We start from the raw sequence: 23,951 nt of genomic DNA on the forward strand, positions 1-23,951 counted from the left end.
AGGAGCGCGCCTCCGCCGGGCAGCCGCGATCACCCCACCCGTTCCCACTCCCCCGCAACGCTGTCAGTCCCGGCGGAAGATCGTGATCGAGTGGCCGACCTCGTCGATCGGCCTGCTGGACTCGATCAGCGCCTCGAGCGGTCCTCCGGGCTCGGCCTTGGCGACCGCCGAATTCGAGACGAGGAGCAGCCCGCGCACCTCCTCCGGCTTCGCCCTGAGCGGATCGCGGGCGTCGATGCCGTAGTACGACGGGACCCCGCTGCCCTTGTAACCGAGCCAGACCCGCTCATCGGGGTAGCGCTGCCGGAGACGCTCGGCCAGCCGTCCCAGGTCCTGACCCCAGTCGACGTTCGAGTCGTGCAGGTGCTGGCGGGTCTTCGAGGGCCCGCCGAACGCCTCGTTGGAGTACGGCAGGTAGTACGGGAAGGTCCGCAGCGAACTGACCGCGACGAACACGACCAGCGCCGCCGTCATCCCGTACGCCCACCATGTGCGGTGGATGAGTACGCCGGCCGCGGCGACGGCCAGGAACATCGGCAGGAAGATGGCGTACCGGACCCCGAAGCCGCGCGATCCGTCCAGGAGCACCGCAAGCAGCACCGCCGGGAGCAGCAGCAGGTACGGCGCCGCGGGCCGCAGGCGGCGAGCCGTCAGCAGGGTCACGGCACCGGCCGCCCACAGGGCGAGCATGCCCAGCGGTGTCTTCACCAGTACCGCGGCCGGCAGGTAGTACCAGAGCGAGCCGAAGTAGCGCCGGCCGAACAGGAAGCCGCCGCCCTTCGTCGAGTACTCGATGCCGAACTGGATGCGCATACCGTCCCGGTACGGCTCCGGCACGGGCAGCCAGGCGGTGACGAGGCCACGCTTGCCGCGGATGTCCGGCACGTTCCTCGGAGTCGTCCAGGGCGGCCGGGGGTCGACGGCCAGGTAGGTGGCCCACACCACGGCTACGGCGACGAGCGCCACACCGGCCGCCGCCAGGGCGCTGTACGCGATCAGTCGCAGCGTCCCGCGTCGGTCGAGGCCGGGTGTGCGACGGGCGGACCAGTACGACACAGCGGCCAGGAGCAGCAGGACGGGCGCCGCCGCCAGGGTGTTCATGCGTGTCGCCAGGGCCGCGCCGAGCGCCAGCCCGGCGAGCGGGAGGTAGCGGAGCGGCTGCCCGCGGGCCCGCCGGAGCAGCCACACCGAGGTCAGCAGGAAACCGGCCGCGGGTACGTCGAGTGTGGCCAGCGATCCGTGCGCGATGACGTCGGGCGAGAACGCGTACAGCGCGAGCGCCGCCACCCCGCCCGCCGCACCGACGAGATCGCGCGCGAACGCGAAGACGACCAGGCCGAACAGCAGGGTCAGCGCGATCATCGGCAGTCGCGCGAACAGCATCACGCGCCACGGATCGTTGCCCGATTCGTACAGCACATGCCGTCCGAGCGCCGTCTGGTCGCCGGTGAAGTCGGGGTCGAGGTGCACATCGGTGAACGCCAGACCGGACGCGATGATCAGCTTGCCCAGCGGCGGATGCTCGGGGTTGAAGCGCAGGTCGCGCTGGGCCAGGTAGACCTCGGCCGTCCCCACGTACACGGGCTCGTCGATGGTCGGCGTCTGCTGCACGGCCGTGGTGATCATCGCGGCGGCCATCTGGCCCAGCAGTACGGCCACGACGAGCGGGAGCAGCCATCGCCGGTGCCGCCGCAGCACCTCGATGCGGCTGCGCAGGCTCCCGACGGCCGCCGGGGCAAGGCCGTCGGAAGCGGGCGCGGTGGCGGCCGGCGCGGTGCGCCTGATCGCCATGAACAGCGGCATACCCATGACTACGTCCGTCCCGTACGGGCCTGCTCATCCCCGCGCGTGTCGTCCCGGCCATCGCCTCGTACGGAACGCCCCATCCGGCCTGGAAAGACCATCGGGATCAAGTCACTTGTCGGTTCCGGACACGGCTGTCGTCGGCGTGGACTAGATTTCAAACGCTCTCGGCCCCAAGCCTCCATCCCCGAGGGCGCTGTGAGAAGAATGCTGGAGCGGCGCATGCATGTGTCCGAAGTTCCGTCCTCGGCTCTGCCCTTGATGCAGGGAGGACTCGCCGACTCTCTCTTCGACACGGCGGAGCGCACGCCCTTGCTTCCGCAGATCGCGCGCCGTTCCGAGACCTCCCCGCCGACCTGGTCGCCGGTGACCGCGGTCGAGTTGCGGGACGAAGTGATCGACCTGGCCAGGGGGTTCATCGCGTCCGGGCTGTATCCGGGGCATCGCGTGGCCATCATGGCCCGTACGCGCTACGAGTGGACCGTGCTCAGCTACGCGCTGTGGGCGGTGGGAGCCGAGATCGTCCCGATCTACCCGACCTCCTCGCACGATCAGGTCGCGTGGATCCTGCGCGACGCGAACTGTGTCGGTGTGGTCGTCGAGGACGAGCAGGGCCTCATGACGGTCGGCTCGGCGTGCGCCGCGCTGCCGCAGCTGCGTCACGTCTGGCAGTTGGACGCCGGATCCCTCGCGCAGCTCGTGGAACTCGGCCGGTCGGTACCGTTCTCGGCCGTCGAGTCGATGCGCCGGATCGTGTTCCCCGACTCGACCGCGGCCATCGTGTACACGTCCGGCACGACAGGGCACCCCAGAGGCTGTGCCGTGAGCCATCGCAATCTGGCGAGCCCCTGCGACTCCCTGCTGGCCGGCTGGGCGCACACGACGGCGCCGCCCGGCCGGCAGCCGGCCATCCTCGCCTTCCTGCCCTTCTCCCATGTGTACGGCCTCATGGTCCAAGGGATCTGTGTACGCGGCGGATTCCTGATGGGCCATGAGTCCGAGATGCACCAGGAGGCACTGTCCGAGGCCTTCCTGTCGTTTCGCCCCACATTCATCTTCGCCGTCCCGTTCGTCTTCGAGAAGATCTACAAGAACTTCCTGCGCAAGGCCCAACAAGCAGGCCACGGCGCACTGTTCGACCGCGCGGCGCGCATCGCACGGCGATTCGCCGGCGCCGTGGAGCGGCAGCAACTGGGCACGGGCGCCGGGCCCAACCTCGAACTGCGCGCCCAGCACGCCTTCTACGAACGGACCGTCTACCGGAAGCTGCGAGCCGCACTGGGCGGAAGAGTGTGCGGCGCGTGTTCGGGCGGCTCGCCCCTGAACCGGCAACTCGCCCTCTTCTACTCGGGAATCGGGATCTTCATCCACGACGGGTACGGGCTCACGGAGACGAGTGGCGGGATCACCGCGCAGCCCGTCGGCCGGCAGAAGTTCGGCACCGTCGGACGCCCCGTGCCGGGCATGGAGGTCCGCGTGGCCGAGGACGGGGAGATCCTGGTGAACGGCCCCTCGGTCTTCCAGGGTTACGTCAATGACGTGCCCGGCACTCGGGAGGCGCTCCGCGGCGGCTGGCTGGCCACGGGGGACATCGGGCGGCTCGACAACGACGGGTATCTGGCCATCACCGGCCGTAAGAAGGACATCATCATCACGAGCAGCGGCAAGAGCGTGGCTCCGGCGGCCCTCGAAGAACGTCTGCGGGTCCATCCGCTCATCCATCAAGCGGTCGTCGTGGGTGACAACCGCCCCTGTGTGGGGGCCCTGATCACCCTGGATCCGGAGTTTCTCGCCCACTGGCGCGCGAACCTGCCCCTGGGGGGCGCGTCGAGCCGGGACGTACGGGAGCAGAACGCCCTGCGGGAAGAGGTCATGCGCGCGATCGCGGCGGCCAACAGCACGGTGTCCCGCGCCGAATCCATCCGCGTGTACCGCATCCTCCCGGAGCCCATCGACCCGGCCACCGGGCTGATGACACCGTCGATGAAGCTGCGCAGGGACGCCATCACGCACCACTTCGCGGCCGAGATCGACGCGATGTACGCGACATCGCGAGCCGCGCGACGCAGCCCGGCCGTCGAGTCCTTCGCCTGGGAGGACGACAACGTGTTCCGGTGAGGCGTCCTGGGGCGGCAGCGCACTGGTGCTCGGCATGGCCGGTCTGCTCGCCGCGGCCGGTGTCACCGCCCTCTCGGGGACGGCCGAGGCGGCCAGTACGCTCGGCGCCGCGGCGGCGGAGAAGGGCCGCTACTTCGGTGCCGCGGTCGCGGCGAACCACCTGGGCGAGTCCGCGTACGCCTCGACGCTCAACACCGAGTTCAACTCGGCGACGGCTTCATCGAGGAGGCGTTCCGCACCGCCCGGGCCGCCGATCCCGCGGCCAAGCTCTGCTACAACGACTACAACACGGACGGCGTCAACGCGAAGAGCAATGCCGTCTACAACATGGTCAGGGACTTCAAGGCACGCGGCGTCCCGATCGACTGCGTGGGCTTCCAGTCGCACTTCAACAGCGCGTCACCGGTGCCCGGCGACTACCAGGCGAACCTCAAGCGCTTCGCCGACCTCGGCGTCGATGTGCAGATCACCGAGCTGGACATCGAAGGCTCGGGCACGGCCCAGGCCAACAGCTACAGCAACGTGGTCAAGGCCTGCCTGGCCGTCTCGCGCTGCACCGGCATCACCGTCTGGGGCGTCACCGACAAGTACTCCTGGCGCGCAAGCGGCACTCCCCTGCTGTTCGACGGCAACTACAACAAGAAGCCCGCGTACAACGCCGTACTCACGGCACTCGGCGGCTCCGGCTGAGGATGACCGTTTCAACGGCAAGGAGCGCGTGGCGTGGCGATCCCGGTCGCCACGCCACGCCGCCGAGTGCGAGACCACCTCGAGAACGGAATGCCTCGGCAGGTCCCGGGCGTTGAACAGCGCATGCCCCACGACACGAGCCAGGACGCCCTGCTCAAGCTGCTCAGTGAGTACGACGGCGGGGTGCTGGTCACCCTCAAACGCGACGGACGACCTCAGCTGTCGAACGTCAACCACGCGTACTACCCCGACGAGCGGACCGTGCGCGTCTCGGTCACGGACGACCGCGCCAAGACGCACAACATGCGCCGGGATCCACGGGTGTCGTACCACGTGACCAGCGAGGACCGCTGGGCCTACACCGTCGTCGAGGGCGTCGCCGACCTCACTCCCGTCGCGAGGGATCCGCACGACGAGACGGTCGAGGAACTCATCCGGCTCTACCGCGACGTCCAGGGCGAGCACCCCGACTGGGACGACTACCGCACCGCCATGGTCCGCGACCGCCGCCTCGTTCTGCGTCTGCGGATCGAGCGGGCGTACGGAGCGCCTCGCGCCCGCTGAAGAACGGGCGCGCTCGGCACCGGCGGGGCTCAGGCTCGGATGGAGGTACGCAGCACGGTTCCGCTCGGCGAGCCCGCCGGATCCCGGGAGCCGGCATCGGCCGCCGCTGCCGTGAGCAGGCTCGCAGGCGCGGAGCCTGCCAGGGCGGGCACCGGCGCCTCGCGGGGCATCGGACGTGCCACGCGCAGACTGGGGGCGGGGGAGGTCGGGACCAGCGGAGCGCGCTCGACGGCGCGGGCCCGGCGCGAGAACCAGATGATCCTGCCGCCGGTTCCTGTGGCGCAGCAGCCCCAGCCGTCGCTCACGGCGACGATGTGGGCGAGGCAGCCCGGTTGGGCGTACTTCGCGTGCAGGTCCGCGTCGTTGTCCGCGATGGCGGTGATGAGGTGCTGGCCGGTCCACCACATCTCGATGGTGGTGTTCTTGTCCGCGGCGTGCTCGTCGATCGTGTGCAACAGCACCTCGGCGCAGTGACAGACGGACTCGACGAGGTCCTCCAGGTTCCAGTACCGGAGGTGGGCGGCCAGAATGCGCCTGACCTGTGCAACCCGTTCCGGGCTGACCTCCACGTCGAGGTGGTAGTAGCAGGGCACTACGGTCTTCATCGTCGTTGACTCCTCACCGGCGAAGCTCTCGCTCCCCTAGCCCCCGCGGGCCGAGCCCCGAGCACGAAGCGTGAGCGCTGATCGCTCCTGAGTCACTCCAGGGTGAGAGTGCTACTCCGTTCGTGCAACACGAGAGGCAGGAGCGCCCTGTCGTTCAGCCGTGTCGTTCAAGGGACAACAGGACGTTCTGTGGCGCCGCAGGCACCATGGGTGAAGGCTTCGGCCGCTGTGACCGGTCGGCGCCGCTCCGTGCACGGCCTTCACACACTGGCCAGGTGAACCGTGCGCACTCGCGAGGAGGAAGGTGACCAGTGAGATGCTGCTGCCTGCCAAAGCCGAAGTCGCCAGGCATCTGGAGCAGTACCGGGCCTGGGAACGCCTGATGCTCGCCGCCCCCACCGACCGCGCGGCGCGGGACAACTTCGAGAGCACGGGCTACACCCTGTGCGTGCTGATGAGGAAACGCTGCGCCCGCGAAGCCGCTGACGCCGCCGAGCGCTATCTGGGCGCCGATTTAGCGGTGTATTTCGGAAGCCGGGACGGCAGGACCCGCCGCCGAAACGGCGGCCGCAGGACGACCGGCGCATGTCCGACCGGGCTCGCGACGGTACCGGGGCACTAGGTACCGCAGACGCCGGCGCAGCAGGGACACACCGCCGGAACCGCGAGCGAAGGCGAACTCAAGGACGGTGTAGGTGAGACCCATTCCGCCTGCGCCGGGCGGTCCCCACCAGTCGCTCGGGCTGCCGGCGGTGGCCGTCGTGCATCGCGGCGACCGCCAGGGTCCGGGGACGCGCGGGCTCACGCCCCGGCGAGCAGCGTGGCGCCGAGGGCGATCATCGTCACGGCGACCAGGCCGTCCAGTACGCGCCATGCCGACGGCCGGGCCAGGAAGCCGCTGAGCAGCCGGGCACCGAAGCCCAGCGCGACGAACCAGCACAGGCTGGCGAGTACGGCGCCGAGGCCGAAGGTCCAGCGGAGCGGGCCTCGGTCGGCCGCGACGGAGCCGAGGAGGAACACGGTGTCGAGGTAGACGTGCGGGTTGAGCCAGGTCATCGCCAGGCAGGTGAGTACGGCCCGCCGCCGCGAGCCCGCCGACCCGGCTTCCACCCGCAGGGCCGAGGGGCGGAAGACCCGACGGGCGGCGAGGCAGCCGTAGACGAGCAGGAAGACGCCGCCGGCCAGCGCGACCACGGTGAGCGCCGACGGCCAGGCCACCACCACGGCGCCGACCCCGGCGACACCCAGCGTGATGAGGGTCGCGTCGGACAGGGCGCAGATGCCCACCACCGCGAGCAACGCCTCCCGGCGGACGCCCTGGCGCAGCACGAAGGCGTTCTGCGCGCCGATGGCGACGATGAGCGAGAGGCCGGTGCCGAATCCGGCGGCCGCGGCGGTCAGGGCGTTGGTCACGGCGTCGACGTTAGGAAGCCGGGCGGCAGGAGTACAGCTAAAGATTCTTACGTATCATTAGTGTTCGTGATGACGGAGCTTCCTCTGGACCAGGTGCGCACCCTGCTGGCCGTCGTGGACGAGGGCACGTTCGACGCCGCCGCCGCTGCTCTGCATGTGACGCCGTCGGCGGTCAGTCAGCGCGTCAAGGCGCTCGAACAGCGCACGGGACGCGTCCTGTTGATCCGTACGAAGCCGGTGCGGCCCACCGAGTCCGGCGAGGTCGTCGTCCGCTTCGCACGCCAACTGGCCCGGCTGGAACGGGAAGCCCACACCGAACTCGGCATGACCAGCTCCGAGGAACCGACGCGTCTGTCGATCGCCGTGAACTCCGACTCGCTGGCGACCTGGTTCCTGCCGGCGCTCACACGGGTACCCGAGGAGCTGCGGCTCTGCTACGAGTTGCGCCGCGAGGACCAGGACCACACGGCCGCGCTGCTGCGTGAGGGGCTGGTGATGGCGGCGGTGACCTCGTCGCCGGACCCGGTGGCCGGGTGCAGCGTCCGCAGTCTGGGCCGTATGAGCTATGTCCCGGCGGCGAGCCCCGGCTTCGCGGCACGCTGGCTCGGCGACCCGCCGGACGTGCCGTTGCGGGATGTCCTCGCCGACGCGCCCGTGGTCTGCTTCGACCGGCGCGACGACATCCAGGACGGGTTCGTACGAGGGCTCCGGCGGGGCCGGGGCGGCGCGAGCTCGCTGCGCCACCTGGTGCCGACCTCGGAGGGCTTCGTCGACGCCGTCGCCGCCGGGATGGGCTGGGGCATGGTGCCCGAGGTTCAGGCCGCGCCCCTGCTGGACGCGGGTCGACTCGTCAATCTGGCGCCGGACCGGAAGGTCGACATTCCCTTGTTCTGGCAACAGTGGAAACTCGACTTTCCGGCGCTCGCGACCGTCGCGGAGATCGTCGCGGCGACAGCCTCCGAAGTTCTTGATACGGCATGACGCAACTGTCCGGACAAATCGCCGCTCATGAGGAATCTGCTGGAAATCCGGGAAAAGAACGACGCGATCGCCAAAGACGTACATGAATTGTCAAGAGTGAGGGAATTCCCTTTTCTGGATCCTCACAAGTCCGGGACGATCCATCCTCACAAGTGCCCGATAATCTGGGCCGTCCGGCGTCAAGCGGTCGGCCCTTGCCCCGTTTCCTTCTTGAGGAAGCTCGTCACCTGGGCGGCCAGGCTGTCCCCGGCGCCCTCGGGGCGGGCGCCGACACCGACGGCCGGCTCGCGCAGGTCGACGCCTCCGGACCAGAGGTACCTGTGGGTCCACTCGTCGTCGACCTTCAGCTGGACCTGGATGTCCACCTGGCCCAGGCAGGCCTCGTCGGCCGCGGCGTACAGAACGGCCGTGACCCGGCGCAGCGGATAGACGTCGAAACCCTCGATGAACTGCGAGTTCCGCCAGTCGAGGAACGCGCTCTCGCCGTCGGTGCCGACCCGGATGTCGAGCTGGCCGTCTTCGAGGTGGATGCCGAAGTACGCCGTCGTGCGGTTCTCGACGGTCACCCGGAATCTGACGTAGGTCAGGCCCTCGGCCGCGTCGTCACGCCCCCGCGGCGGCTCCGCCTTCTCGAGGCCGTGGACGCGGACACGCAGGCCGGCATGCTCCTCGCCGTACTCCTGCCAGTCGCCCACCACGTTCGGCTCGTACACAGTCCACCTCTCCGCCTCAGAGAGCTGCTTCTTATCTGTGCGCGCGACGACGTGTCAAATGAGCGGAATGGGCTGTGGCCAGGGATTTTGCCCCACTTGATCGGCGATCAAGCCGTGGCAAGGCACGATCCGCGTCACCGGCTCCGCGGGCGGCGGTACACGCGTGCTGCACATCACGTCCCACACACGCCTCGCCCCCTGTGCGGAAGAGCCCGTGAACGACGCGCGACGAAGGGGCGGAGGCAGGGAAAGTGACGTGCGTTGAATTTGAGTCACCGACGGCCAATAGCAATGATGCGGTTGATAGTTGAAACGCTGTAATGCCACAATCCGATGCGGCCGCGCTGACCACCCCACCAGCGGGGCCGCCCGGCATGGTCGAAGCAAGGCTTCAGTGGCATTTCGGGCGAATTCCTGACCTGCGCGAACCGAAAACGTGATACCTGTTCAACAGTCGTCCCCCGCATATTCAGTGAGCAATTTCCGCGTTCAGACCGCGAACACAAGGCCTCAGACAAGGCACGGTATGCCAAGACACTCCAACTCGCCTTACAGCTCCCCACCCGGGCCATACAGCTCCCCACCCGGACAGATGCCGCCCGCCCCGGCAGCGGAGAACAGAGTCGCCTCGCATCCCGACTTCCGCTCCATACGCGGAGCCCACCGCTCGTTCGGGATCGTGGCGCTGCTGATCTCGGTCGGCGGCTTCCTGCTGCTCGTGCTGCTGTCGGGCTTCGCACCCGGAGTGCTGAACCAGGAAATGTTCGGCCATGTGACGGTGGGGCTGGCGGGTGGCATCGGCCAGTTCGCCGTGATGGCCCTGACCGCGTGGCGGTACACGGTCCACATGGAGCGGCGGATCGACCCGGCCGTCGACCGTCTGCGGGCGGAGATCGCCCGCGACGAGGCCGAGCAGGCTCGTGTCCAGCAAGCTCGTGGCCCCCAGCAGAGGCGGTTCGGTTCGTGGTGACTTACTCCGACGGCCGCATGATGACTCTCTCCGAGGGCGTCGTCGGCGGCACCAGTCTGAAGCTGACCTTCGTCCTGTTCGTGTCGGTCGTGGTCGTCAGCATGTTCTCGGCCCTCATCACCGCTCCGCAGGGCGACGAGATCAGCGACTTCTACCTGGGCGACCGGACCATGTCGCCCCTGCGCAACGGGCTGGCGATGTGCGGCGACTATCTGTCCGCCGTCACCCTCCTGGGCAGTACCGGACTGGTCGCACTGACCGGATACGACGGTCTGCTCTATCTCGTCGGCACCGTCGTCGCCTGGATGATGGTGATGCTGCTGATCGCCGAACCCCTGCGCAACTCGGGCAAGTTCACCCTCGGAGACACCCTCGCCCTGCGGCTGCCCCGGAGCCAGCGCTCGGTACGCATCGCCCTGGCCGCCTGCACACTGATCATCTGCGTCCTCTACATCGTCGCCCAACTCGTCGGCAGCATCGCCCTGTTGACCCAGTTCATCGGCGAGCCGAGCGCCACCGTCCGCACCATGTGCGTCGTACTCATCGGCACCCTGATCGTGCTGTACGTGGCGCTCGGCGGGATGCCCGGCGCGACCTTCCTCCAGATCGTCAAGGCCGTCATGCTGATCGCCGGCGTCGCGGTGACCGCCATCATCGTGCTGCACCGCTACAGCTGGAACATCGACGGCCTTCTCGGCGCCGCAGCCGACGGCAGCGGCATGGGGCAGCGGTACCTGGAGCCGGGGCTGCGCTACGGAGGCAGCACGACCAGCAAGCTCGACTTCTTCAGTCTGCAGATCGCCATCGCGCTGGGCCTGGCGGCACTCCCCCACATGACGATGCGTCTGCTCGCTCCCCGCGCCACCCGTGTTCTGCGCCGATCGGTGCTGTGGGCCACGGGCCTGGTCGGCTTCGTGTGTCTGGCGGCGGGCGTGCTCGGCCTGGGTGCGACGGCGATCGTCGGCCGCGACTCCATCGCGGAAGTCGACGCCAAGGGCGACGCGGCGGTACTGCTGCTCGCCAACTCCATCGGCGGCGCCGTACTCACCGCACTCATCTCCTGTCTGGCGTTCATCACCCTGATGGCCGTCGCGGCCGGACTCATGCTCGCCGCGGCATCCTCGCTCGCACACGACCTGTACGGGCAGGTGATCCGCAAGGGCAAGGCGAGCCAGACCGAGGAGCTGAACGCGGCCCGGCTGTCCGCCGTCGTCATCGGGGTCCTCGGCATGCTCCTCGCGCTTCTGGCGTGGGGCACGAACACCGCCAGCCTGGGATTCCTGGCCTTCGCCATCGCCGCGTCAGCCATCCTGCCGACCATGATCTACAGCCTGTTCTGGCGTCGCTTCAACGCACGCGGCGCCCTGCTGAGCCTGTACGGAGGTCTCACCACCTCCGTGCTGCTGGTCATCTGCTCCCCCGTCGTCTCCTCGACGCCCACCTCGTTCTATCCCGACGCGGACTTCGCCTTCTTCCCCCTCCAGAACCCGGGCATCGTCTCCGTACCGGCCGGGTTCCTGCTGGGCTGGCTCGGCACCGTGATGAGCCATGGCGAAGAAGAGGCCGCCGACGTGTACGAGCAGTTCGAGGTCCGCGCGATGCTCGGTACCGGCGAGCAGGAGGAGGTGCAGCAGGAGGAGCCGGTGGGCGCGCGACAGTGACGCCGGCCGGGCAACGCCCGAGCCTTCCGCCGTGACGGGTGGGGCCGGTGCCGTGCGGCACCGGCCCCACTCGTCGCCCGCGGTACACCTCGTGCCGGTTGACGAACCGGGCGTCCAAGTGCGGAGATGCTCTTGCGAGCTGACGGACGACCGCGAGGCGAGGGCCCAAGAGCAATGGCATTGCACATCAGCGCCACCAACCCGGAGCATCCCGCGCTGCTGCTCGAACTGCCCTGGGATCTGCCCCTGGAGGACTGGCCGGAGCGCCACCTGGTGCCACTGCCGCGCGGCATCTCACGGCACGTGGTGCGGTACGCGCGCGCCGGCGACGAAGTGGTGGCCGTCAAGGAGCTGGCCGAACGGCCCGCCGTGCGGGAGTACGAGCTGCTGCGCTCTCTGCACCGGCTCAACATCCCCGCGGTGGACCCGCTCGCCGTGGTCACCGGCCGCACCCGGGACGACGAGGCTCCCCTGGAGCCGGTGCTGATCACCCGGCATCTGAACGGCTCGATGCCCTACCGGTCGATGTTCGAGACGACGATGCGGCCCGCCACCATGCACCGGCTCATGGACGCGCTCGCCGTGCTGCTGGTCCGGCTCCATCTGGCCGGGTTCGCCTGGGGCGACTGCTCCCTGTCCAACACGCTGTTCCGGCGCGACGCCGGAGCGTTCGCCGCGTACCTCGTCGACGCGGAGACCGGCGAGCTGCACCAGAAGCTCAGCGACGGACAGCGCAGTTACGATCTCGATCTCGCGCGCGTGAACATCAGCGGCGAGCTGCTCGACCTGGAGGCGTCGGGGGCGCTGCATCCGTCCGTCGATCCGATCGACTTCGGTACGGAGATCTGCGGCCGTTACCAGAGCCTGTGGCAGGAGCTGACCCGTACGTCCGTGTATCCGGCGGGCAAACACCACTACATCGACCGCCGGGTCCGGCGGCTCAACGAACTCGGCTTCGACGTCGCCGAGATGCAGATCGCGCACTCCTCGAACGGTGACAGCGTGACCTTCGTGCCCAAGGTCGTCGACGCGGGCCATCACCAGCGCCAGCTTCTGCGGCTGACCGGGCTCGACACCGAGGAGAACCAGGCGCGCCGGCTCCTCAACGACCTCGAGAGCTGGATGGCCACCCAGGAGGACTACGCCCCCGGCGACCCCCTCGCCGCCCGCCCCGAGGTGCTGGCCCACCGCTGGGTGCGCGAGGTGTTCCGGCCCACCGTGCGCGCCATACCGAAGGAGCTGCGCGGCTCCATGGACGCGGCGGAGCTGTACCACGGGCTGCTCGAGCACCGCTGGTATCTGTCCGAACGGGCGCAGCACGACATCGGCCTGGACACGGCCGTCGAGGACTACGTCAAGCACATCCTGCCGAAGCTCCGGGCGAAGCTGCCGGCGCCGGACGCCGCCGCGTCGCGGGCGCCGTCAGCCTGAGCGCGGCGCTCAGGACGGCGGGACGACCGCCACCGGGCAGGGCGCGTGACGCATGACCGCGTGCGCCACCGAACCGATCCGTGATCCCACGGCCGAGCGGTGGGCGCGCCGTCCGACCACCATCAGCTGGGCCCGGGACGCCACCGACAGCAGCACCTCGCCCGCGCTGCCGATCTCGACGTGCTCGGTCACGGGCACCTCGGGGAAGCGTTCCCGCCAGGGCTTCAGGGCCTCGTCGAGGGCCTGCTTCTCGTACGGTTCCAGGCCGCCGGCCTCGTCGAGGGTTCTCAGCAGGCCCGGGCTGTACGAGTAGAGCGCAGGCAGGCTCCAGGCCCGTACGACCCGTACGGTCGCGCCGCGTGCCGCCGCGGTCTCGAAGGCCAGCTCCAGGGCCGTGGCGCTGTCGTCCGGGCCGCCCTGCTGTCCGACGACGATCTCGCGGCCCGCCGCTTCGTGTTCTGCGTGGTCGTCGGCGCGTACGTGGACGACGGGGCGTCCGGTTTCGGCGGTCACCTGCTGGCCGACGGAACCGACAAGGAAGCCGACGATCGCTCCGTGCCCGCGCGAGCCGAGCACCAACATCTCGGCGGCCGACGCCTCGGCGACCAGTGAGGGGACCGGGGCCGCGTCCAGGAGGTCGGTGGACACCGGCAGCTGCGGGTGCCGCTCGGCGAGGCCGCTCGCAGCCTCCCGCAGCGCGTCCCGCGCCTTCGCGTCGTGCTCGCCCACGTCGTCGCTCTCCCAGGCCTGCACCAGACGCAGTGGCAGCTCGCGGCGGACGGCTTCCCGGCCGGCCCAGGCCACGGCGGCCAGGCTCTCGGGTGATCCGTCCACTCCCACGGTGATCGGGCGGGTCATACGGGTGTCCTCCTGCGTTGTCCTGCGTCGCCTGCCGGCACGGAGTCGCCGGCCGGACTGCCGACAGTACACAGGACGCGGCCGGTGTGATCATCACCAGCGCACAGGCAGCTTCCGTACGCCCCGGATCAACAACCCCGGCGTCCACGGCAGTTCGGACTCGTCCGCGTCCGGCGCCAGGTCCGGGCAGCGTTCCAGCAGGGTGCGGAAAGCGATCCGGCCTTCCAGCCGTGCCAACGGCGCGCCCAGGCAGTAGTGCAGGCCGTGGCCGAAGGCGATGTGACCGCGGGAGTCCCGGCGGATGTCGAATCGGTCGGGCTCCTTGAAGCGCTCCGGGTCGCGGTCGGCGTCCGCCATGGCGATCAGGACGGTGGAACCCGCGGGGATGGTCACCCCGCCCATCTCCACATCCTCCAGGGCCAGGCGGTCCGTGCAGGTCTCCACCGGGCCGTCGTAGCGGAGCATCTCCTCGATCGCCCCGTCGAGCAGGCCGAAGTCGGCGCGCAGGTCGGCGAGTTGGCCGGGATGTGCGAACAGCGCCCGCAAGCCGTTGCCGATCAGATTGACCGTGGTCTCGTGACCGGCGATGAGCAGCAGATTGGACATGCCGATGAGCTCGTCCGGCGAGAGCCGGTCACCGCCCTCGTCCGCGGTGTGGATCAGCGCGCTGAGCAGATCCTCACCGGGCTTCGCCCGCTTGGCCGCGATCAACTCGGCAAGGTACGCCGACAACTCCTGGTAGGCGAGCGCCTCCGCCTCCGGGCTGGTGCGCGCGACCATCTCGTTGGACCAGCGGCGAAAGGCTTCCCGGTCCAGCCCGGGGACGCCGAGCAGTTCGCAGATGACGGTCATGGGCAGCGGAAAGGCGAAGGAGGCAATCAGATCGGCCCGCCGCTCCTCCACTGCCAGCATCCGGTCCAGCAGCTCATCGGTGACCTGCTGGATGCGAGGAGCCAGTGACTCGATACGTCGCGGGGTGAATTCCCGGGCCACCAGTCGCCGCAGCCGGGTGTGGTCCGGCGGGTCCGACATCAGCATGTGCATGAGGGCCGGCTGGCTCTGCTCGGTGTTGACGATCTGTTTGATGTTCCCGGACCTCAACCAGTCCCGGCTGAGCCGTGGATCGGTGAAGGCGGTACGGCACGCCTCGTGGCCGACGACGAGCCACACCTCCTCGCCGTCGGGGTCATACACACGGTGGACGGGCCCTTCGGAACGGAGCCGGGCGTAGACGGGATACGGATCACGCAGAAAATCCGGACCGAGCTGCTTCAGATCGACGATGGACCGGGCCACCATTCAACTCCCCCAGTTCGTAGGCCGAAATGGCACGCTAACCCGCCTTCGGTGCAGATGAACGCCGGTTTCCGGACAGTTGCGCCCAGCCGTGCCGGCCGGGATGCGGGTCCCGGGGAGGGGCGGTCGGCGGCCCGGGCTGGGAGTTGAGGGGAGGGTTGAGCGCCGAGCCGGAAAAGGACCTGCGTACCCGTGCCCTCCTCGGGTAAATGATCACTCGGTGCACAACACGGCGGGCAGGCGACGGCCCGCCCGACTTCACAACGGGGAGACATCCGAGCCCATGGGCCACCCGCCGACCGGTCCCTCATCCTCGCCGTCACCGCCACCGACCCGCTTCGACGAGACCTTCTGCGAACTCCTGCCCCGGCTCTACCGAAGAGCCGTCATGCTGGCCGGGACGAGATCCTGGGCCGAGGACGCCGTGCACGAGGCCTACCTGAAGCTGGCCGCACGGCCGCAGCGATTCCTCGACCACCCGGAGCCGTACGCCTATGCCTTCACCGCACTGCTCAGCGTCGTACGCGACACCCATCGCCGCGAGCGCCGTCAGGTCCTGGTGGATGATGTGGAGGTGTCGGGTGCCGCCGACGCCGCCGGGCAGGCGGGCCGGCTCGGCTCGATCGGGCCGGTGGTCGCGGCGGGCTGGGACGGCGGAGTGGAGCGCCGCGACGCCGAGATGGAGGCGGTTCGGCTGCTGGGAAGGCTCTCCGCCAAGCAGGCGGGTGTGGTGATACTCGTCGATCTGGACGGTTACACCATCGATCAGGCGGCCCGGATCATAGGGGTGCACCGCGGAACGGCCGCCCGGCATCGCACGCGTGCGCTTCAGAAGCTGCGGTCGCTGCTGGACAGAGGTGAGCGGGAACGCGCGGACCGTTCAGGAAAGGAGCCGGGGCATGAGGCCTGACGCAGAGCCCGACGACCGCGTTGCCGCGCTGCTGCGCGACCGGCTCAGGGCCGCCGACGAGGAGATCGAGACGCCACCCGGGCTGTGGGAGCGCGTCCGGTCCGCCGACGCTCCGCCCCGCAGGGCGGCCATCGGTGCGCGGCTGCGGACAGGTTGGGCGATCGCGGCCGCCGCCGTCCTGGTGTGTGCCGTCGCGCTGGGCGCCTGGTGGCTGGTCCGGCCGACCGCCGACACTCCTCCTGCCGACCGGGGGCGGTTCGATGCGTCGGTGACGGTGTTCAACGCCGAAGGGCCGTGCCGTCCGCTGCGCACGCTGGAGTGCGCGCTGCGGCTGGCGAAGGACCCGTACGCCGAGTACGCGGCGCCGGGGAACACGGCCGGCCGCGTATGGCACGGAGACCGGCTGGCCGCGGCGTGTGTCGTCACCCGCGGCACGATGGTGACGGACGAGAGCGGGATCAGCTCGACGCGCTGGTACCTGGTCAGGAACCGTGAGGGAGCGGAGGGCTGGCTGCCGGGTGTCCGTACCCGCAACACGGCCGAGCTGCGCACGTGTTCGGCGGACGAGGCGCGTAACTCGCCCTGACCGCCGTCTTGGCGTGCCTCCTTGGTGTGTGACGAGCGTCACTCGACCCCGTGTCATACAGGGCGGCCCCTGTCTTCGTGTGCCGTGCGTAAGACAGGCACGACCAAGCCGAGCACGACAACACGGGGAGATCTCATGCGACTTCGTACTGCCCTCGGTGCGGCCCTCGCCGCCACGGCCCTGACGGCGGGACTGACCGGTTCGGCCGCCGCGTCGGCCGGTGACACCTCGGACAGCGCCTCCGCCCGGGCGAGCTTCACGGTGTGGGCGACCGACGTCAATGTCCGCGACAACCCGGGCAACCCGGGCGCGTGCGACGCGTTCCCGTCGCCGGGCAACTGCCCTGTGGTGGCCGGGCAGTTGCAGCCGGGCCAGGCCTTCGAGGCGGTCTGCCAGAAGCAGGGTCAGAACGTCTCCGGCAACCCGTGGTGGGTCTACATCACACGTGGTGACTCCCGCGGCTACATCGCGAGTTACTACGTCGACCACCCGGACAACCAGCTGCCCGGCGTCCCGGTCTGCGGCGCCTGAGCCGCACGAAAGGGCTCGGAAGGGCCGGGCGCGTCCCAGCGCCCGGCCCTTCCGCTCGGCCACGTTCAGGCCAAGTTCAGGGCATGTCCTCGGACTTGGCCAGGACCGTGGTGACCCCGCGGCTGTGCAGCTCGTCGAGGACACGGGGGTCGGCCGCGTCGTCCGTGACCAGGGTCCAGCCCGCGGGCAGGGTGGCCCAGGCGTGGAAGGGGCGGCGGCCTATCTTCGCGGCGTGGGCGAGGACGTAGACGTGGTCGGCGCGGCGCGCCATGAGTTCCTTCAGGCGGGTCTGGCGCAGGTCGGCCTCGCAGATCCCGTGCTCCGGGGAGACGCCGTCCGTGCCGAGGAAGACGCGGTCGAAGGTGAGCCGTTCGAGGGCTGCTTCGGTCAGCGGGCCGACGAAGCCCTGGCTGAGCGGGCGGAGGGTACCGCCGAGGCACTCGACGTGGACGTTCTGGACGTCGGCGAGTTCCTGGAGCGCGGTCAGGCCGGTGGTCGCGACGGTGACGTTCTTGGCCGTACGCAGTTCATGTGCGAGCGCGCCGACGGTCGAGCCCGCGTCGAGAAGGAGCGTCTCGCCGGGCTGGATCTGGGCGGCGGCCCAGCGGGCGATGGCGCGTTTGGCCTCGAAAGCCTCGCCCGTGCGCTGCCGCAGTGAGGCCTCGGGGTGCGCGGACAACGCCATAGCGCCGCCGTACGTACGGGCGAGGCGTCCATCCGTGGTGAGCTTCGCCAGGTCGCGGCGGATGGTGGAAGCCGTGACGCCGAACAGCTGCGAGAGTTCGTCCACGCTGGTCAGGCCGGTGGTGGTGGCAAGCTGGACGATCCGGTCGCGCCGGGACCTGGATCCGATCGCAGACATCAGTCCTGTGTCCTCCGGGTGTGCGGTGGTGTCCTCCGGGACCCACGAGAGCGGGGTCATCGGGCGGCCGAGGCGGATGACATCTCGGCGGCCTGCCGCAGCGCCTCGACCATGCTACCGGCCTCGGCTCGGCCGGTTCCGGCGATGTCGAACGCGGTGCCGTGGTCCACGGAGGTGCGGATGACGGGCAGTCCCACGGTGAGGTTGACGCCCGTTTCGATGCCGAGGACCTTCACCGGGCCGTGGCCCTGGTCGTGGTACATGGCGACGATGAGGTCGTAGTCGCCGCGGCCGGCGAGGAAGAAGGCGGTGTCGGCGGGGATCGGCCCGCGGGCGTCGATGCCGTCATTGCGTACGGCCTCCAGGGCGGGGACGATCTTCGACTCCTCCTCGCCGTAGCCGAACATGCCGTTCTCGCCCGCGTGCGGGTTGATGCCGCAGACGCCGATCACGGGGGTGTCGACGCCCGCACGGACCATGGCTTCGTGGCCGCGGCGCACGGTGCGTTCGACGAGGCCGGGCTCGATGCGGTTGACGGCGTCGATCAGGCCGAGGTGCGTGGTGACGTGGATGACCTTCACCTTGGGCGTGGACAGCATCATCGACACCTCGTCCACGCCGGTGAGGTGGGCGAGGAGTTCGGTGTGGCCGGGGTAGAGGTGCCCGGCGGCGTGCAGGGCCTCCTTGTTGAGGGGGGCGGTGCAGATGGCGTGAACCTCGCCGTTCACGGCGAGCTGGGCGGCGACGCGGATGTAGTGGTACGCGGCGTCGCCCGCCGCTGCGTCGAGGGTGCCCCAGGGCAGGTCGGCCGGGAGCAGTCCGAGGTCGACGACGTTGATGCGGCGGGGCGTGAACTCGGCCTGGGCGGGGGCGTCGACGGCAACGATGTCACAGCTGATGCCGAGGATGTCCGCCGCCTGGCGCAGGCGGTGGGCGTCGCCGATGACGACGGGTCGGCAGCCGCGCAGGGTGTCGGGGTGCAGCAGCGCCGGCACGATGACCTCCGGGCCGATGCCGGCACCGTCGCCCATGGTCACCGCGATGATCGGGAGCCGATGTCCGGCGGTGCCGGACTGCTCGGCGGACGCGGCGGTGCGGGCTGCGTTCACGTGGGTTCTCCTTGCGGGGCGAACGACGGGGTCAATGCGGCGGCGTGGTCGGGGCGCAGCGCGCGGGCGATGCGCAGCAGGGAGTCGGTGTCGCCGAAGCTTCCGGGGCGGGTGACGACGGAGCGGCCGTCGGCGGTGCGGGAGTGCACGGCGCCGTGGTGGATCTGCCCGACGGGCAGCAGTTCACGGATGCCCAGGGCGTCCAGCACGCGGCGTGCGGTCTCGCCTCCTGTCAGGACCAGGTCGCTGTCGAAGGCGGTTTGGGCGACCGTGCGGGCGAGACCGGTCACCAGAGCGCGGGCGGAGCCGGGCTCGAGGGGACCGCTGCCGTCGATGCTGACGATGGTGATGCCGTCCGGCGCGGCGGCGAGCGGGTGCGGGCCGCCGTGGTCGGTGAGCAGGTGCGCCGGTACGGGTATGTGGTGCGCGCCGGAGGCAAGCAGTTGCGCGATCTGCGCAACGGCGCTGGGCTCGGTGGTTCCGACCACGACGAGCAGCGGTCTGTACGGTGTGGGCCCCGAGGTTTCCCCGAGCTCGGCCCCGTCCGCTCCCGCCAGTTTCCGGCCGAGGGCGGCGGCCAGCCCGCCTGCCCCCAAAAGCCGTACGCCGGGGCCGAGTTGGAGAACTGCCTCGGCGATCGCGTCGAGGTCGGCATCTGTCTCGGTGTCGCACACCGGGTGGTGCCCCTTCGCGATGAGGGTGCGCAGCCAGCCGGACAGCGCCAGGACGGGCGAGCGCACCACCGACAGCGGCACCGTCCACGTCGGCAGGTCACCCAGCGCCGCCCGCACCGATTCCGGCGCCGGGCCCCGCTCGGCGCGCCAGGCGTCCGTCGTGTGCAGCGCGGTGCCGTGCAGATGGACGACGCCGTCGCGCACGGTGCGGCCCGCGACCGGCAGGGCGGGGGCGATCACGACGCCCGCGGCGCCCTCGGCGTAAGCGGCCGTCTCCGAGGCGAAGTTGCCCCGCAGCAGCGAGTCTGCCTTCTTCAGGACCAGGCCGCCGTCGGCGTACGCCATGACGTCCCGTACGGCGTGTGCGGCCTCGTCCGCGGTGAGCTGCCGGGTGTCGAGGTCGAGTACGAGCGCCTCGCCGTCCGGCGGGGGTGTGGTGGGCGGGCCCAGCAGGATCCGGCCGGGCAGACCGAGGGCGGCTGCGGTCTCGGCGGCGCCGGACAGGTCGTCCGCGAGCGCCAGTACGCGGGATGGGCGACTGGCGAATGTGGTGCGGGACACGAGTACCTCCTCGGGCCTGTGGGTGATCGGCCCCGGACGCCGATGATGGCACGGTTGCGCGAAGTGCGCGAGACTCCTTGCGCACTTCGCGCAACCGTGCCACCTTTTTCGGCGCGACACTTGTTCGCCGTCCGCTGCCCGGGCGGCGTCAGCGAGAGCCGGTCGCCCTCAAGAACCGAGAAGGCCGACATGACCCCAACCCCGCATCGTGTCCCCCCGCCCGGTCACCTCACCCGCCGCACCGTGCTGCGCTGGAGCGCCCTCGGCGGTGCGGGCGTCGCCCTCGGTCCGCTGTCCGCCTGTGCCGGACCCACGGGTGCGCCCGGCCCCGGAACCCTCACCCTCGGTCTGAACCGCTCCCTGGTGAGCCTGGACAACAAGCTGAACCAGTTCGAGGCGGCGGTGACCGTGCAGCGCGCCGTGCGGCAGGCGCTCACCCGTATCGGCCCGGATCTGGAGCCCCAACTCGTCCTGGCCGACCGGTTCGAGATGACCGAGCCCACCGCGTGGACGGTGCGGCTGCGCGAGGGGGTGTGCTACTCGGACGGCAGCCCGGTCACCGTCGAGGACGTAGCCACGGCGTTACGCATGTACGGCAAGGTCCCCGGTTCGTTCCTGCTCGGCCTCTTCCCGGAGCTGCCCACCGTCGAGGCCACCGGTGAGCGGACCTTCCTGCTGCGCACGGAGCGACCGCTGCCGGTGCTCGACCGGCTCATGGCCAACATCCACATCACCCCGGCCAAGGCCAACCGGCCCGAGGAACTGCGCTCCGGGCTCGGCTCGGGCCCGTACCGCGTGGTCCGCGCGAACAGTGGAGCCGGCGAGTACACCCTCGCCCGCAACACCAGGTACTGGGGCAGGCAGCCGTCGGTCGAGAAGGTCCAAGTCCGGTTCGTGCCGGAGGAGTCCAGCCGTGTCGTCGCCCTGCGCAGCGGCGAACTCGACGTCGTCGACACGCTGACGCCGGACTCCGCGGAACAGCTCATCGGGCTGCCGGGCGTCACCGTCCAGGAGAACGTCGGCGTCCGCATGTGCCAGCTCTTCTACAACTTCCGCAAGCCCAAAGGGCATCCGCTCGCCGACCCCCGAGTGCGGCAGGCGCTGACGTACGCGATCGACGGCACCGCCCTCGTCGACGATGTGCTGACCGGGACGGCCGAGGAGGCCCGCGGCGTGGTCCCGCTCGCCCTCCAGGGTGCGGTGCAGACAGGAACGTACGCCTTCGATCCGGGGCGGGCCCGGCAACTGCTGCGGTCGCTCGGCGCAGACGACCTGCGGCTGAAAGTCATCTGGGAATCAGGGGAGTTCGCCGGCGACACCTCCGTCATGGAGGCCCTGCTCGACATGCTCCAGGACGTCGGTGTGCGCGCCTCGCTCCAGCAGTTCCAGCCCGGCGGCGACATCCTCAAGTGGCGCCAGGGGCGCGCCGGCAACTGGGACGTCATCGGCAACGGCTACAGCAGCCCGACAGGGCAGGCGCTCACCATGCTGCAGGGGATGTACGGCGGTACGGCCGAGAAGGAACGTACCGGCGACGCGTTCATGGGCTATGTGATCCCCCGGATAGAGCGGCAGCTCTCGGCCGCCGCCACCGAGGTCGACGACGCGGAGCGGGACCGGCGGCTTGCCGAGGTGCAGCACGCCGTCTGGGACACCTGGCCGAGCCTGTGGGCCTTCGCGCCCAAGACGCTCCTTGCCCGCCGCGACCGCGTCCAGGGGCTGGCGCTCCAGGCGATCAACTCCTACGACCTGACCGCGATTCGTCTGGAGGGCTGAGCCGTGCCGAAGTACCTCGCCCGCCGCATCGGTCAGAGCCTGCTGACCGTCTTCCTCACGCTGACCACCGTCTTCCTGCTGGTGCGCCTCGCGCCCGGCGATCCGGCCTCCGCGTACGCGGCGCCCAACGCGACCACGGCCGAACTGGCCCGCATCCGCGAACAGTTCGGGCTCGACGACCCGCTCCTCGTCCAGTACGGACTCTTCCTGCGCGACCTGTTCACGGGGGACCTCGGCACGAGCTACTCCTTCAGCTCCCCCGCCTTCGACGTGGTCCTGGACCGGATGCCGTACACCATCACGCTCGCCGTCTCCGCCATCGCGGTCACGACCGTGGTGGCCGTGCCGCTGGGCGTGTGGATGGCCCGCCGCGCCGACACCCGCAGGGAGCTGGGCGCCAATGTGCTGACGATCGCCGGGCAGTCGATGCCGGACTTCTGGACCGGTGTGATGCTGCTGACGGTCTTCGCGGTAGTCCTTCCGATACTGCCCGCCTCCGGCTTCACCACCTGGAGCGGCCTGATCCTGCCGACCGCGACCGTGGCCGTCCTCCAACTCGCCCTGGTGTCACGGCTGGTACGGCGCGAGATGACCACCGCGCTGGCCTCGTCGTACATCACCGTGGCCCGCTCCCGCGGGGTCTCCGAGTCCGCGCTGACCTGGCGCTACGCGCTCGCGAACTCCGCCGTGCCGCTGGTGACGGCACTCGGTACGCGCTTCGCGGCGCTGCTCAACGGTGTGGTCGTGGTGGAGGTCGTCTTCGGCTGGCCGGGGGTCGGCTCGCTGGTCGTACGCGCTCTGGAGACCCGCGACTATCCGCTGATCCAGGCCACCGTCCTGGTCACCGCGACCCTCGCGATCCTCGTCCAACTCCTCGTCGACCTGGCCTATCCGCTGCTCGACCCGCGGGTACGCCTCGGAAAGGCGGCCTGAGCCATGACCACAGCCGTCAGCGCCGGCCGGCCCAGCGCCGTCACCGCACGCGATCTCGCCCGGGCCACCGCGACCCGGCAGCGGCGCGGCGCCCGCCTCAAGCTGTGGGCCGGGGCGATATGCACCGCACTCGTCGTGCTGCCCGTAACACTCGCCGGTGTGCTGCCCCTGCCCGGCGCCAACACCCAGGACCTCTCCCGGCGCAGGCTGCCGCCGCTGAGCGAGGGGCATCTGTTCGGCACCGACCAGTTGGGGCGCGATCTGCTCTCCCGCGTCCTGCACGGCGGCCAGGTGTCCCTCGCGGTGGGTGTCCTCGCCGTCCTGGTCTCCGGTCTGATCGGTATCGCGGCGGGCGCGGCGGCCGGGTTCTTCGGCGGCTGGATCGACGCGGTCGTCTCCCGGTTCCTGGAGGCCCAACTCGCCCTGCCGCTCCTGATGATGCTGCTCCTCGTGGTCGCCCTGTTCGGCCCGTCCGTCACCGTCATCACCTGCGTGATCGCCCTCGCGCAGTGGCCCGAGGTGGCACGGCTGACCCGCTCGCTCGTCCTGGTCGAACGCGAGAAGGCGTACGTCGCCGCGGCCCGCGTACTGGGGCTGCGCTCCTGGTCGGTGCTCGCGCGCCACGTGATCCCCAACGTCGTACGTCCCGCGAGCCTGGTCGTTCTCCTGCTCCTCGCGCAGGCCGTGCTGCTGGAGAGCGCGCTGAGTTTCCTGGGCGCGGGACCTCAGCGGCCGTTCGCGACCTGGGGGCGGATCATCTCCGACGGCCAGGACTACATCACCACCTCCTGGTGGCTGGTCACCCTGCCCGGGCTGGTCATCGCATTGCTGGTGGTCGGCGTCAACCTGCTCGGGGACGGGCTGCGGGACCGTACCCGGCCGCGTTCAGGGAAGGGAGCGTGAGGC

22 protein-coding genes and 1 pseudogene are annotated in these 23,951 nt (G+C 70.2%); 14 read left to right on the forward strand and 9 right to left on the reverse strand.

The genetic code is table 11. From position 1 onward, the window contains the following. Positions 1-63 precede the first annotated feature (63 nt). On the reverse strand, positions 64-1,803 hold the full coding sequence (locus IEZ21_RS30230; protein ID WP_373302336.1) for a phospholipid carrier-dependent glycosyltransferase: 1,740 nt from the start codon (positions 1,801-1,803) through the stop codon (positions 64-66). Positions 1,804-2,025: 222 nt separating this feature from the next. On the opposite strand from IEZ21_RS30230, the gene IEZ21_RS30235 reads away from it, so the two are divergent. The 3 genes and pseudogenes from IEZ21_RS30235 (at position 2,026) to IEZ21_RS30245 (ending at position 5,175) form a co-directional block, all read left to right on the forward strand. After that, positions 2,026-3,921 carry an AMP-dependent synthetase/ligase gene (locus tag IEZ21_RS30235; protein ID WP_246568274.1) on the forward strand — a complete coding sequence of 632 codons (1,896 nt, stop codon included), beginning with the start codon at positions 2,026-2,028 and terminating at the stop codon, positions 3,919-3,921. Between the two features lie 34 nt (positions 3,922-3,955). Then, a pseudogene (locus IEZ21_RS30240) lies at positions 3,956-4,608 on the forward strand (endo-1,4-beta-xylanase); the annotation flags it as partial. 126 nt (positions 4,609-4,734) lie between these two features. Next, positions 4,735-5,175 carry a TIGR03618 family F420-dependent PPOX class oxidoreductase gene (locus IEZ21_RS30245; protein WP_189325038.1) on the forward strand — a complete coding sequence of 147 codons (441 nt, stop codon included), beginning with the start codon at positions 4,735-4,737 and terminating at the stop codon, positions 5,173-5,175. A 29-nt stretch (positions 5,176-5,204) separates the two neighbouring features. Here IEZ21_RS30245 and IEZ21_RS30250 read toward each other — a convergent pair whose 3' ends face one another. Further along, the gene (locus IEZ21_RS30250) at positions 5,205-5,780 is read right to left on the reverse strand and encodes a pep a2 (RefSeq protein WP_246568276.1); all 576 of its coding nucleotides are present in this window, start codon (positions 5,778-5,780) and stop codon (positions 5,205-5,207) included. 316 nt (positions 5,781-6,096) lie between these two features. On the opposite strand from IEZ21_RS30250, the gene IEZ21_RS30255 reads away from it, so the two are divergent. Beyond that, positions 6,097-6,402: a DUF5133 domain-containing protein gene (locus IEZ21_RS30255; protein ID WP_189325143.1), complete on the forward strand. Its 306-nt coding sequence runs from the start codon at positions 6,097-6,099 to the stop codon at positions 6,400-6,402. A gap of 179 nt (positions 6,403-6,581) precedes the next feature. Here the strand turns inward: IEZ21_RS30255 and IEZ21_RS30260 are convergent, their stop codons facing one another. After that, positions 6,582-7,193, reverse strand: a complete 612-nt coding sequence (locus tag IEZ21_RS30260; protein ID WP_189325039.1) for a LysE/ArgO family amino acid transporter — start codon at positions 7,191-7,193, stop codon at positions 6,582-6,584. Positions 7,194-7,262: 69 nt separating this feature from the next. Between IEZ21_RS30260 and IEZ21_RS30265 the strand changes: the two genes are divergently transcribed. Then, a complete protein-coding gene (locus tag IEZ21_RS30265; RefSeq protein ID WP_189325040.1) occupies positions 7,263-8,174 on the forward strand; it encodes a LysR family transcriptional regulator ArgP in 912 nt (303 codons plus the stop codon). A 179-nt stretch (positions 8,175-8,353) separates the two neighbouring features. On the opposite strand, the gene IEZ21_RS30270 is transcribed toward IEZ21_RS30265, so the two are convergent. Further along, complete coding sequence (locus tag IEZ21_RS30270) at positions 8,354-8,887, reverse strand: hypothetical protein (protein WP_033319821.1); 534 nt, start codon at positions 8,885-8,887, stop codon at positions 8,354-8,356. A gap of 592 nt (positions 8,888-9,479) precedes the next feature. On the opposite strand from IEZ21_RS30270, the gene IEZ21_RS30275 reads away from it, so the two are divergent. From IEZ21_RS30275 to IEZ21_RS30285, 3 genes are all read left to right on the forward strand, one after another. After that, a complete protein-coding gene (locus IEZ21_RS30275) occupies positions 9,480-9,857 on the forward strand; it encodes a DUF485 domain-containing protein (RefSeq protein WP_033319820.1) in 378 nt (125 codons plus the stop codon). A 17-nt stretch (positions 9,858-9,874) separates the two neighbouring features. Then, entirely contained in the window at positions 9,875-11,518 is a 1,644-nt protein-coding gene (locus IEZ21_RS30280) for a solute symporter family protein (RefSeq protein WP_189325144.1), read from the forward strand. Positions 11,519-11,692: 174 nt separating this feature from the next. Beyond that, on the forward strand, positions 11,693-12,949 hold the full coding sequence (locus IEZ21_RS30285; protein WP_189325041.1) for a DUF4032 domain-containing protein: 1,257 nt from the start codon (positions 11,693-11,695) through the stop codon (positions 12,947-12,949). 9 nt (positions 12,950-12,958) lie between these two features. Here the strand turns inward: IEZ21_RS30285 and IEZ21_RS30290 are convergent, their stop codons facing one another. Further along, positions 12,959-13,807 carry a universal stress protein gene (locus IEZ21_RS30290; RefSeq protein WP_189325042.1) on the reverse strand — a complete coding sequence of 283 codons (849 nt, stop codon included), beginning with the start codon at positions 13,805-13,807 and terminating at the stop codon, positions 12,959-12,961. 93 nt (positions 13,808-13,900) lie between these two features. Continuing rightward, the gene (locus tag IEZ21_RS30295) at positions 13,901-15,106 is read right to left on the reverse strand and encodes a cytochrome P450 family protein (RefSeq protein ID WP_189325043.1); all 1,206 of its coding nucleotides are present in this window, start codon (positions 15,104-15,106) and stop codon (positions 13,901-13,903) included. Positions 15,107-15,386: 280 nt separating this feature from the next. Here IEZ21_RS30295 and IEZ21_RS30300 point away from each other — a divergent pair, with 280 nt between their 5' ends. The 3 genes from IEZ21_RS30300 (at position 15,387) to IEZ21_RS30310 (ending at position 17,130) form a co-directional block, all read left to right on the forward strand. Next, a complete protein-coding gene (locus IEZ21_RS30300; RefSeq protein ID WP_189325044.1) occupies positions 15,387-16,013 on the forward strand; it encodes an RNA polymerase sigma factor in 627 nt (208 codons plus the stop codon). Further along, positions 16,003-16,599, forward strand: a complete 597-nt coding sequence (locus IEZ21_RS30305; protein WP_189325045.1) for a hypothetical protein — start codon at positions 16,003-16,005, stop codon at positions 16,597-16,599. The genes IEZ21_RS30300 and IEZ21_RS30305 overlap by 11 nt, the downstream gene beginning before the upstream one ends. A 135-nt stretch (positions 16,600-16,734) precedes the next feature. After that, positions 16,735-17,130, forward strand: a complete 396-nt coding sequence (locus IEZ21_RS30310; protein ID WP_189325046.1) for a hypothetical protein — start codon at positions 16,735-16,737, stop codon at positions 17,128-17,130. A gap of 76 nt (positions 17,131-17,206) precedes the next feature. Here IEZ21_RS30310 and IEZ21_RS30315 read toward each other — a convergent pair whose 3' ends face one another. Genes IEZ21_RS30315 through IEZ21_RS30325 form a run of 3 tightly spaced genes read right to left on the reverse strand, consistent with a single transcriptional unit; the run spans position 17,207 to position 20,336 of the window. Further along, entirely contained in the window at positions 17,207-17,992 is a 786-nt protein-coding gene (locus tag IEZ21_RS30315; protein WP_189325047.1) for a DeoR/GlpR family DNA-binding transcription regulator, read from the reverse strand. A gap of 56 nt (positions 17,993-18,048) precedes the next feature. Further along, on the reverse strand, positions 18,049-19,101 hold the full coding sequence (gene pdxA, locus IEZ21_RS30320; RefSeq protein WP_246568278.1) for a 4-hydroxythreonine-4-phosphate dehydrogenase PdxA: 1,053 nt from the start codon (positions 19,099-19,101) through the stop codon (positions 18,049-18,051). Beyond that, a complete protein-coding gene (locus IEZ21_RS30325) occupies positions 19,098-20,336 on the reverse strand; it encodes a four-carbon acid sugar kinase family protein (RefSeq protein ID WP_246568280.1) in 1,239 nt (412 codons plus the stop codon). Before IEZ21_RS30325 ends, pdxA begins: the two co-directional genes overlap by 4 nt. Before the next feature lie 189 nt (positions 20,337-20,525). On the opposite strand from IEZ21_RS30325, the gene IEZ21_RS30330 reads away from it, so the two are divergent. Genes IEZ21_RS30330 through IEZ21_RS30340 form a run of 3 tightly spaced genes read left to right on the forward strand, consistent with a single transcriptional unit; the run spans position 20,526 to position 23,948 of the window. Beyond that, a complete protein-coding gene (locus IEZ21_RS30330) occupies positions 20,526-22,112 on the forward strand; it encodes an ABC transporter substrate-binding protein (protein WP_189325048.1) in 1,587 nt (528 codons plus the stop codon). Between the two features lie 3 nt (positions 22,113-22,115). Next, positions 22,116-23,045 carry an ABC transporter permease gene (locus IEZ21_RS30335; protein WP_189325049.1) on the forward strand — a complete coding sequence of 310 codons (930 nt, stop codon included), beginning with the start codon at positions 22,116-22,118 and terminating at the stop codon, positions 23,043-23,045. A gap of 3 nt (positions 23,046-23,048) precedes the next feature. Next, positions 23,049-23,948 (forward strand): ABC transporter permease, encoded by a 900-nt coding sequence (locus IEZ21_RS30340; protein WP_189325050.1) that lies wholly within the window; start codon positions 23,049-23,051, stop codon positions 23,946-23,948. The last annotated feature ends 3 nt before the right edge of the window (positions 23,949-23,951 follow it).

Source organism: Streptomyces flaveus, from assembly GCF_014647675.1.
In the GTDB taxonomy this organism is placed as follows: domain Bacteria; phylum Actinomycetota; class Actinomycetes; order Streptomycetales; family Streptomycetaceae; genus Streptomyces; species Streptomyces flaveus.

What these genes read in the sequence shown, in the direction of transcription:
- IEZ21_RS30230 (WP_373302336.1), bottom strand. Translation starts at nt 1,803, where the DNA reads ATGCCGCTGTTCATGGCGATCAGGCGCACCGCGCCGGCCGCCACCGCG.
- IEZ21_RS30235 (WP_246568274.1), top strand. Translation starts at nt 2,026, where the DNA reads ATGCATGTGTCCGAAGTTCCGTCCTCGGCTCTGCCCTTGATGCAGGGA.
- IEZ21_RS30245 (WP_189325038.1), top strand. Translation starts at nt 4,735, where the DNA reads ATGCCCCACGACACGAGCCAGGACGCCCTGCTCAAGCTGCTCAGTGAG.
- IEZ21_RS30250 (WP_246568276.1), bottom strand. Translation starts at nt 5,780, where the DNA reads ATGAAGACCGTAGTGCCCTGCTACTACCACCTCGACGTGGAGGTCAGC.
- IEZ21_RS30255 (WP_189325143.1), top strand. Translation starts at nt 6,097, where the DNA reads ATGCTGCTGCCTGCCAAAGCCGAAGTCGCCAGGCATCTGGAGCAGTAC.
- IEZ21_RS30265 (WP_189325040.1), top strand. Translation starts at nt 7,263, where the DNA reads ATGACGGAGCTTCCTCTGGACCAGGTGCGCACCCTGCTGGCCGTCGTG.
- IEZ21_RS30275 (WP_033319820.1), top strand. Translation starts at nt 9,480, where the DNA reads ATGCCGCCCGCCCCGGCAGCGGAGAACAGAGTCGCCTCGCATCCCGAC.
- IEZ21_RS30280 (WP_189325144.1), top strand. Translation starts at nt 9,875, where the DNA reads ATGATGACTCTCTCCGAGGGCGTCGTCGGCGGCACCAGTCTGAAGCTG.
- IEZ21_RS30285 (WP_189325041.1), top strand. Translation starts at nt 11,693, where the DNA reads ATGGCATTGCACATCAGCGCCACCAACCCGGAGCATCCCGCGCTGCTG.
- IEZ21_RS30290 (WP_189325042.1), bottom strand. Translation starts at nt 13,807, where the DNA reads ATGACCCGCCCGATCACCGTGGGAGTGGACGGATCACCCGAGAGCCTG.
- IEZ21_RS30295 (WP_189325043.1), bottom strand. Translation starts at nt 15,106, where the DNA reads ATGGTGGCCCGGTCCATCGTCGATCTGAAGCAGCTCGGTCCGGATTTT.
- IEZ21_RS30300 (WP_189325044.1), top strand. Translation starts at nt 15,387, where the DNA reads ATGGGCCACCCGCCGACCGGTCCCTCATCCTCGCCGTCACCGCCACCG.
- IEZ21_RS30305 (WP_189325045.1), top strand. Translation starts at nt 16,003, where the DNA reads ATGAGGCCTGACGCAGAGCCCGACGACCGCGTTGCCGCGCTGCTGCGC.
- IEZ21_RS30310 (WP_189325046.1), top strand. Translation starts at nt 16,735, where the DNA reads ATGCGACTTCGTACTGCCCTCGGTGCGGCCCTCGCCGCCACGGCCCTG.
- IEZ21_RS30315 (WP_189325047.1), bottom strand. Translation starts at nt 17,992, where the DNA reads ATGTCTGCGATCGGATCCAGGTCCCGGCGCGACCGGATCGTCCAGCTT.
- IEZ21_RS30330 (WP_189325048.1), top strand. Translation starts at nt 20,526, where the DNA reads ATGACCCCAACCCCGCATCGTGTCCCCCCGCCCGGTCACCTCACCCGC.
- IEZ21_RS30340 (WP_189325050.1), top strand. Translation starts at nt 23,049, where the DNA reads ATGACCACAGCCGTCAGCGCCGGCCGGCCCAGCGCCGTCACCGCACGC.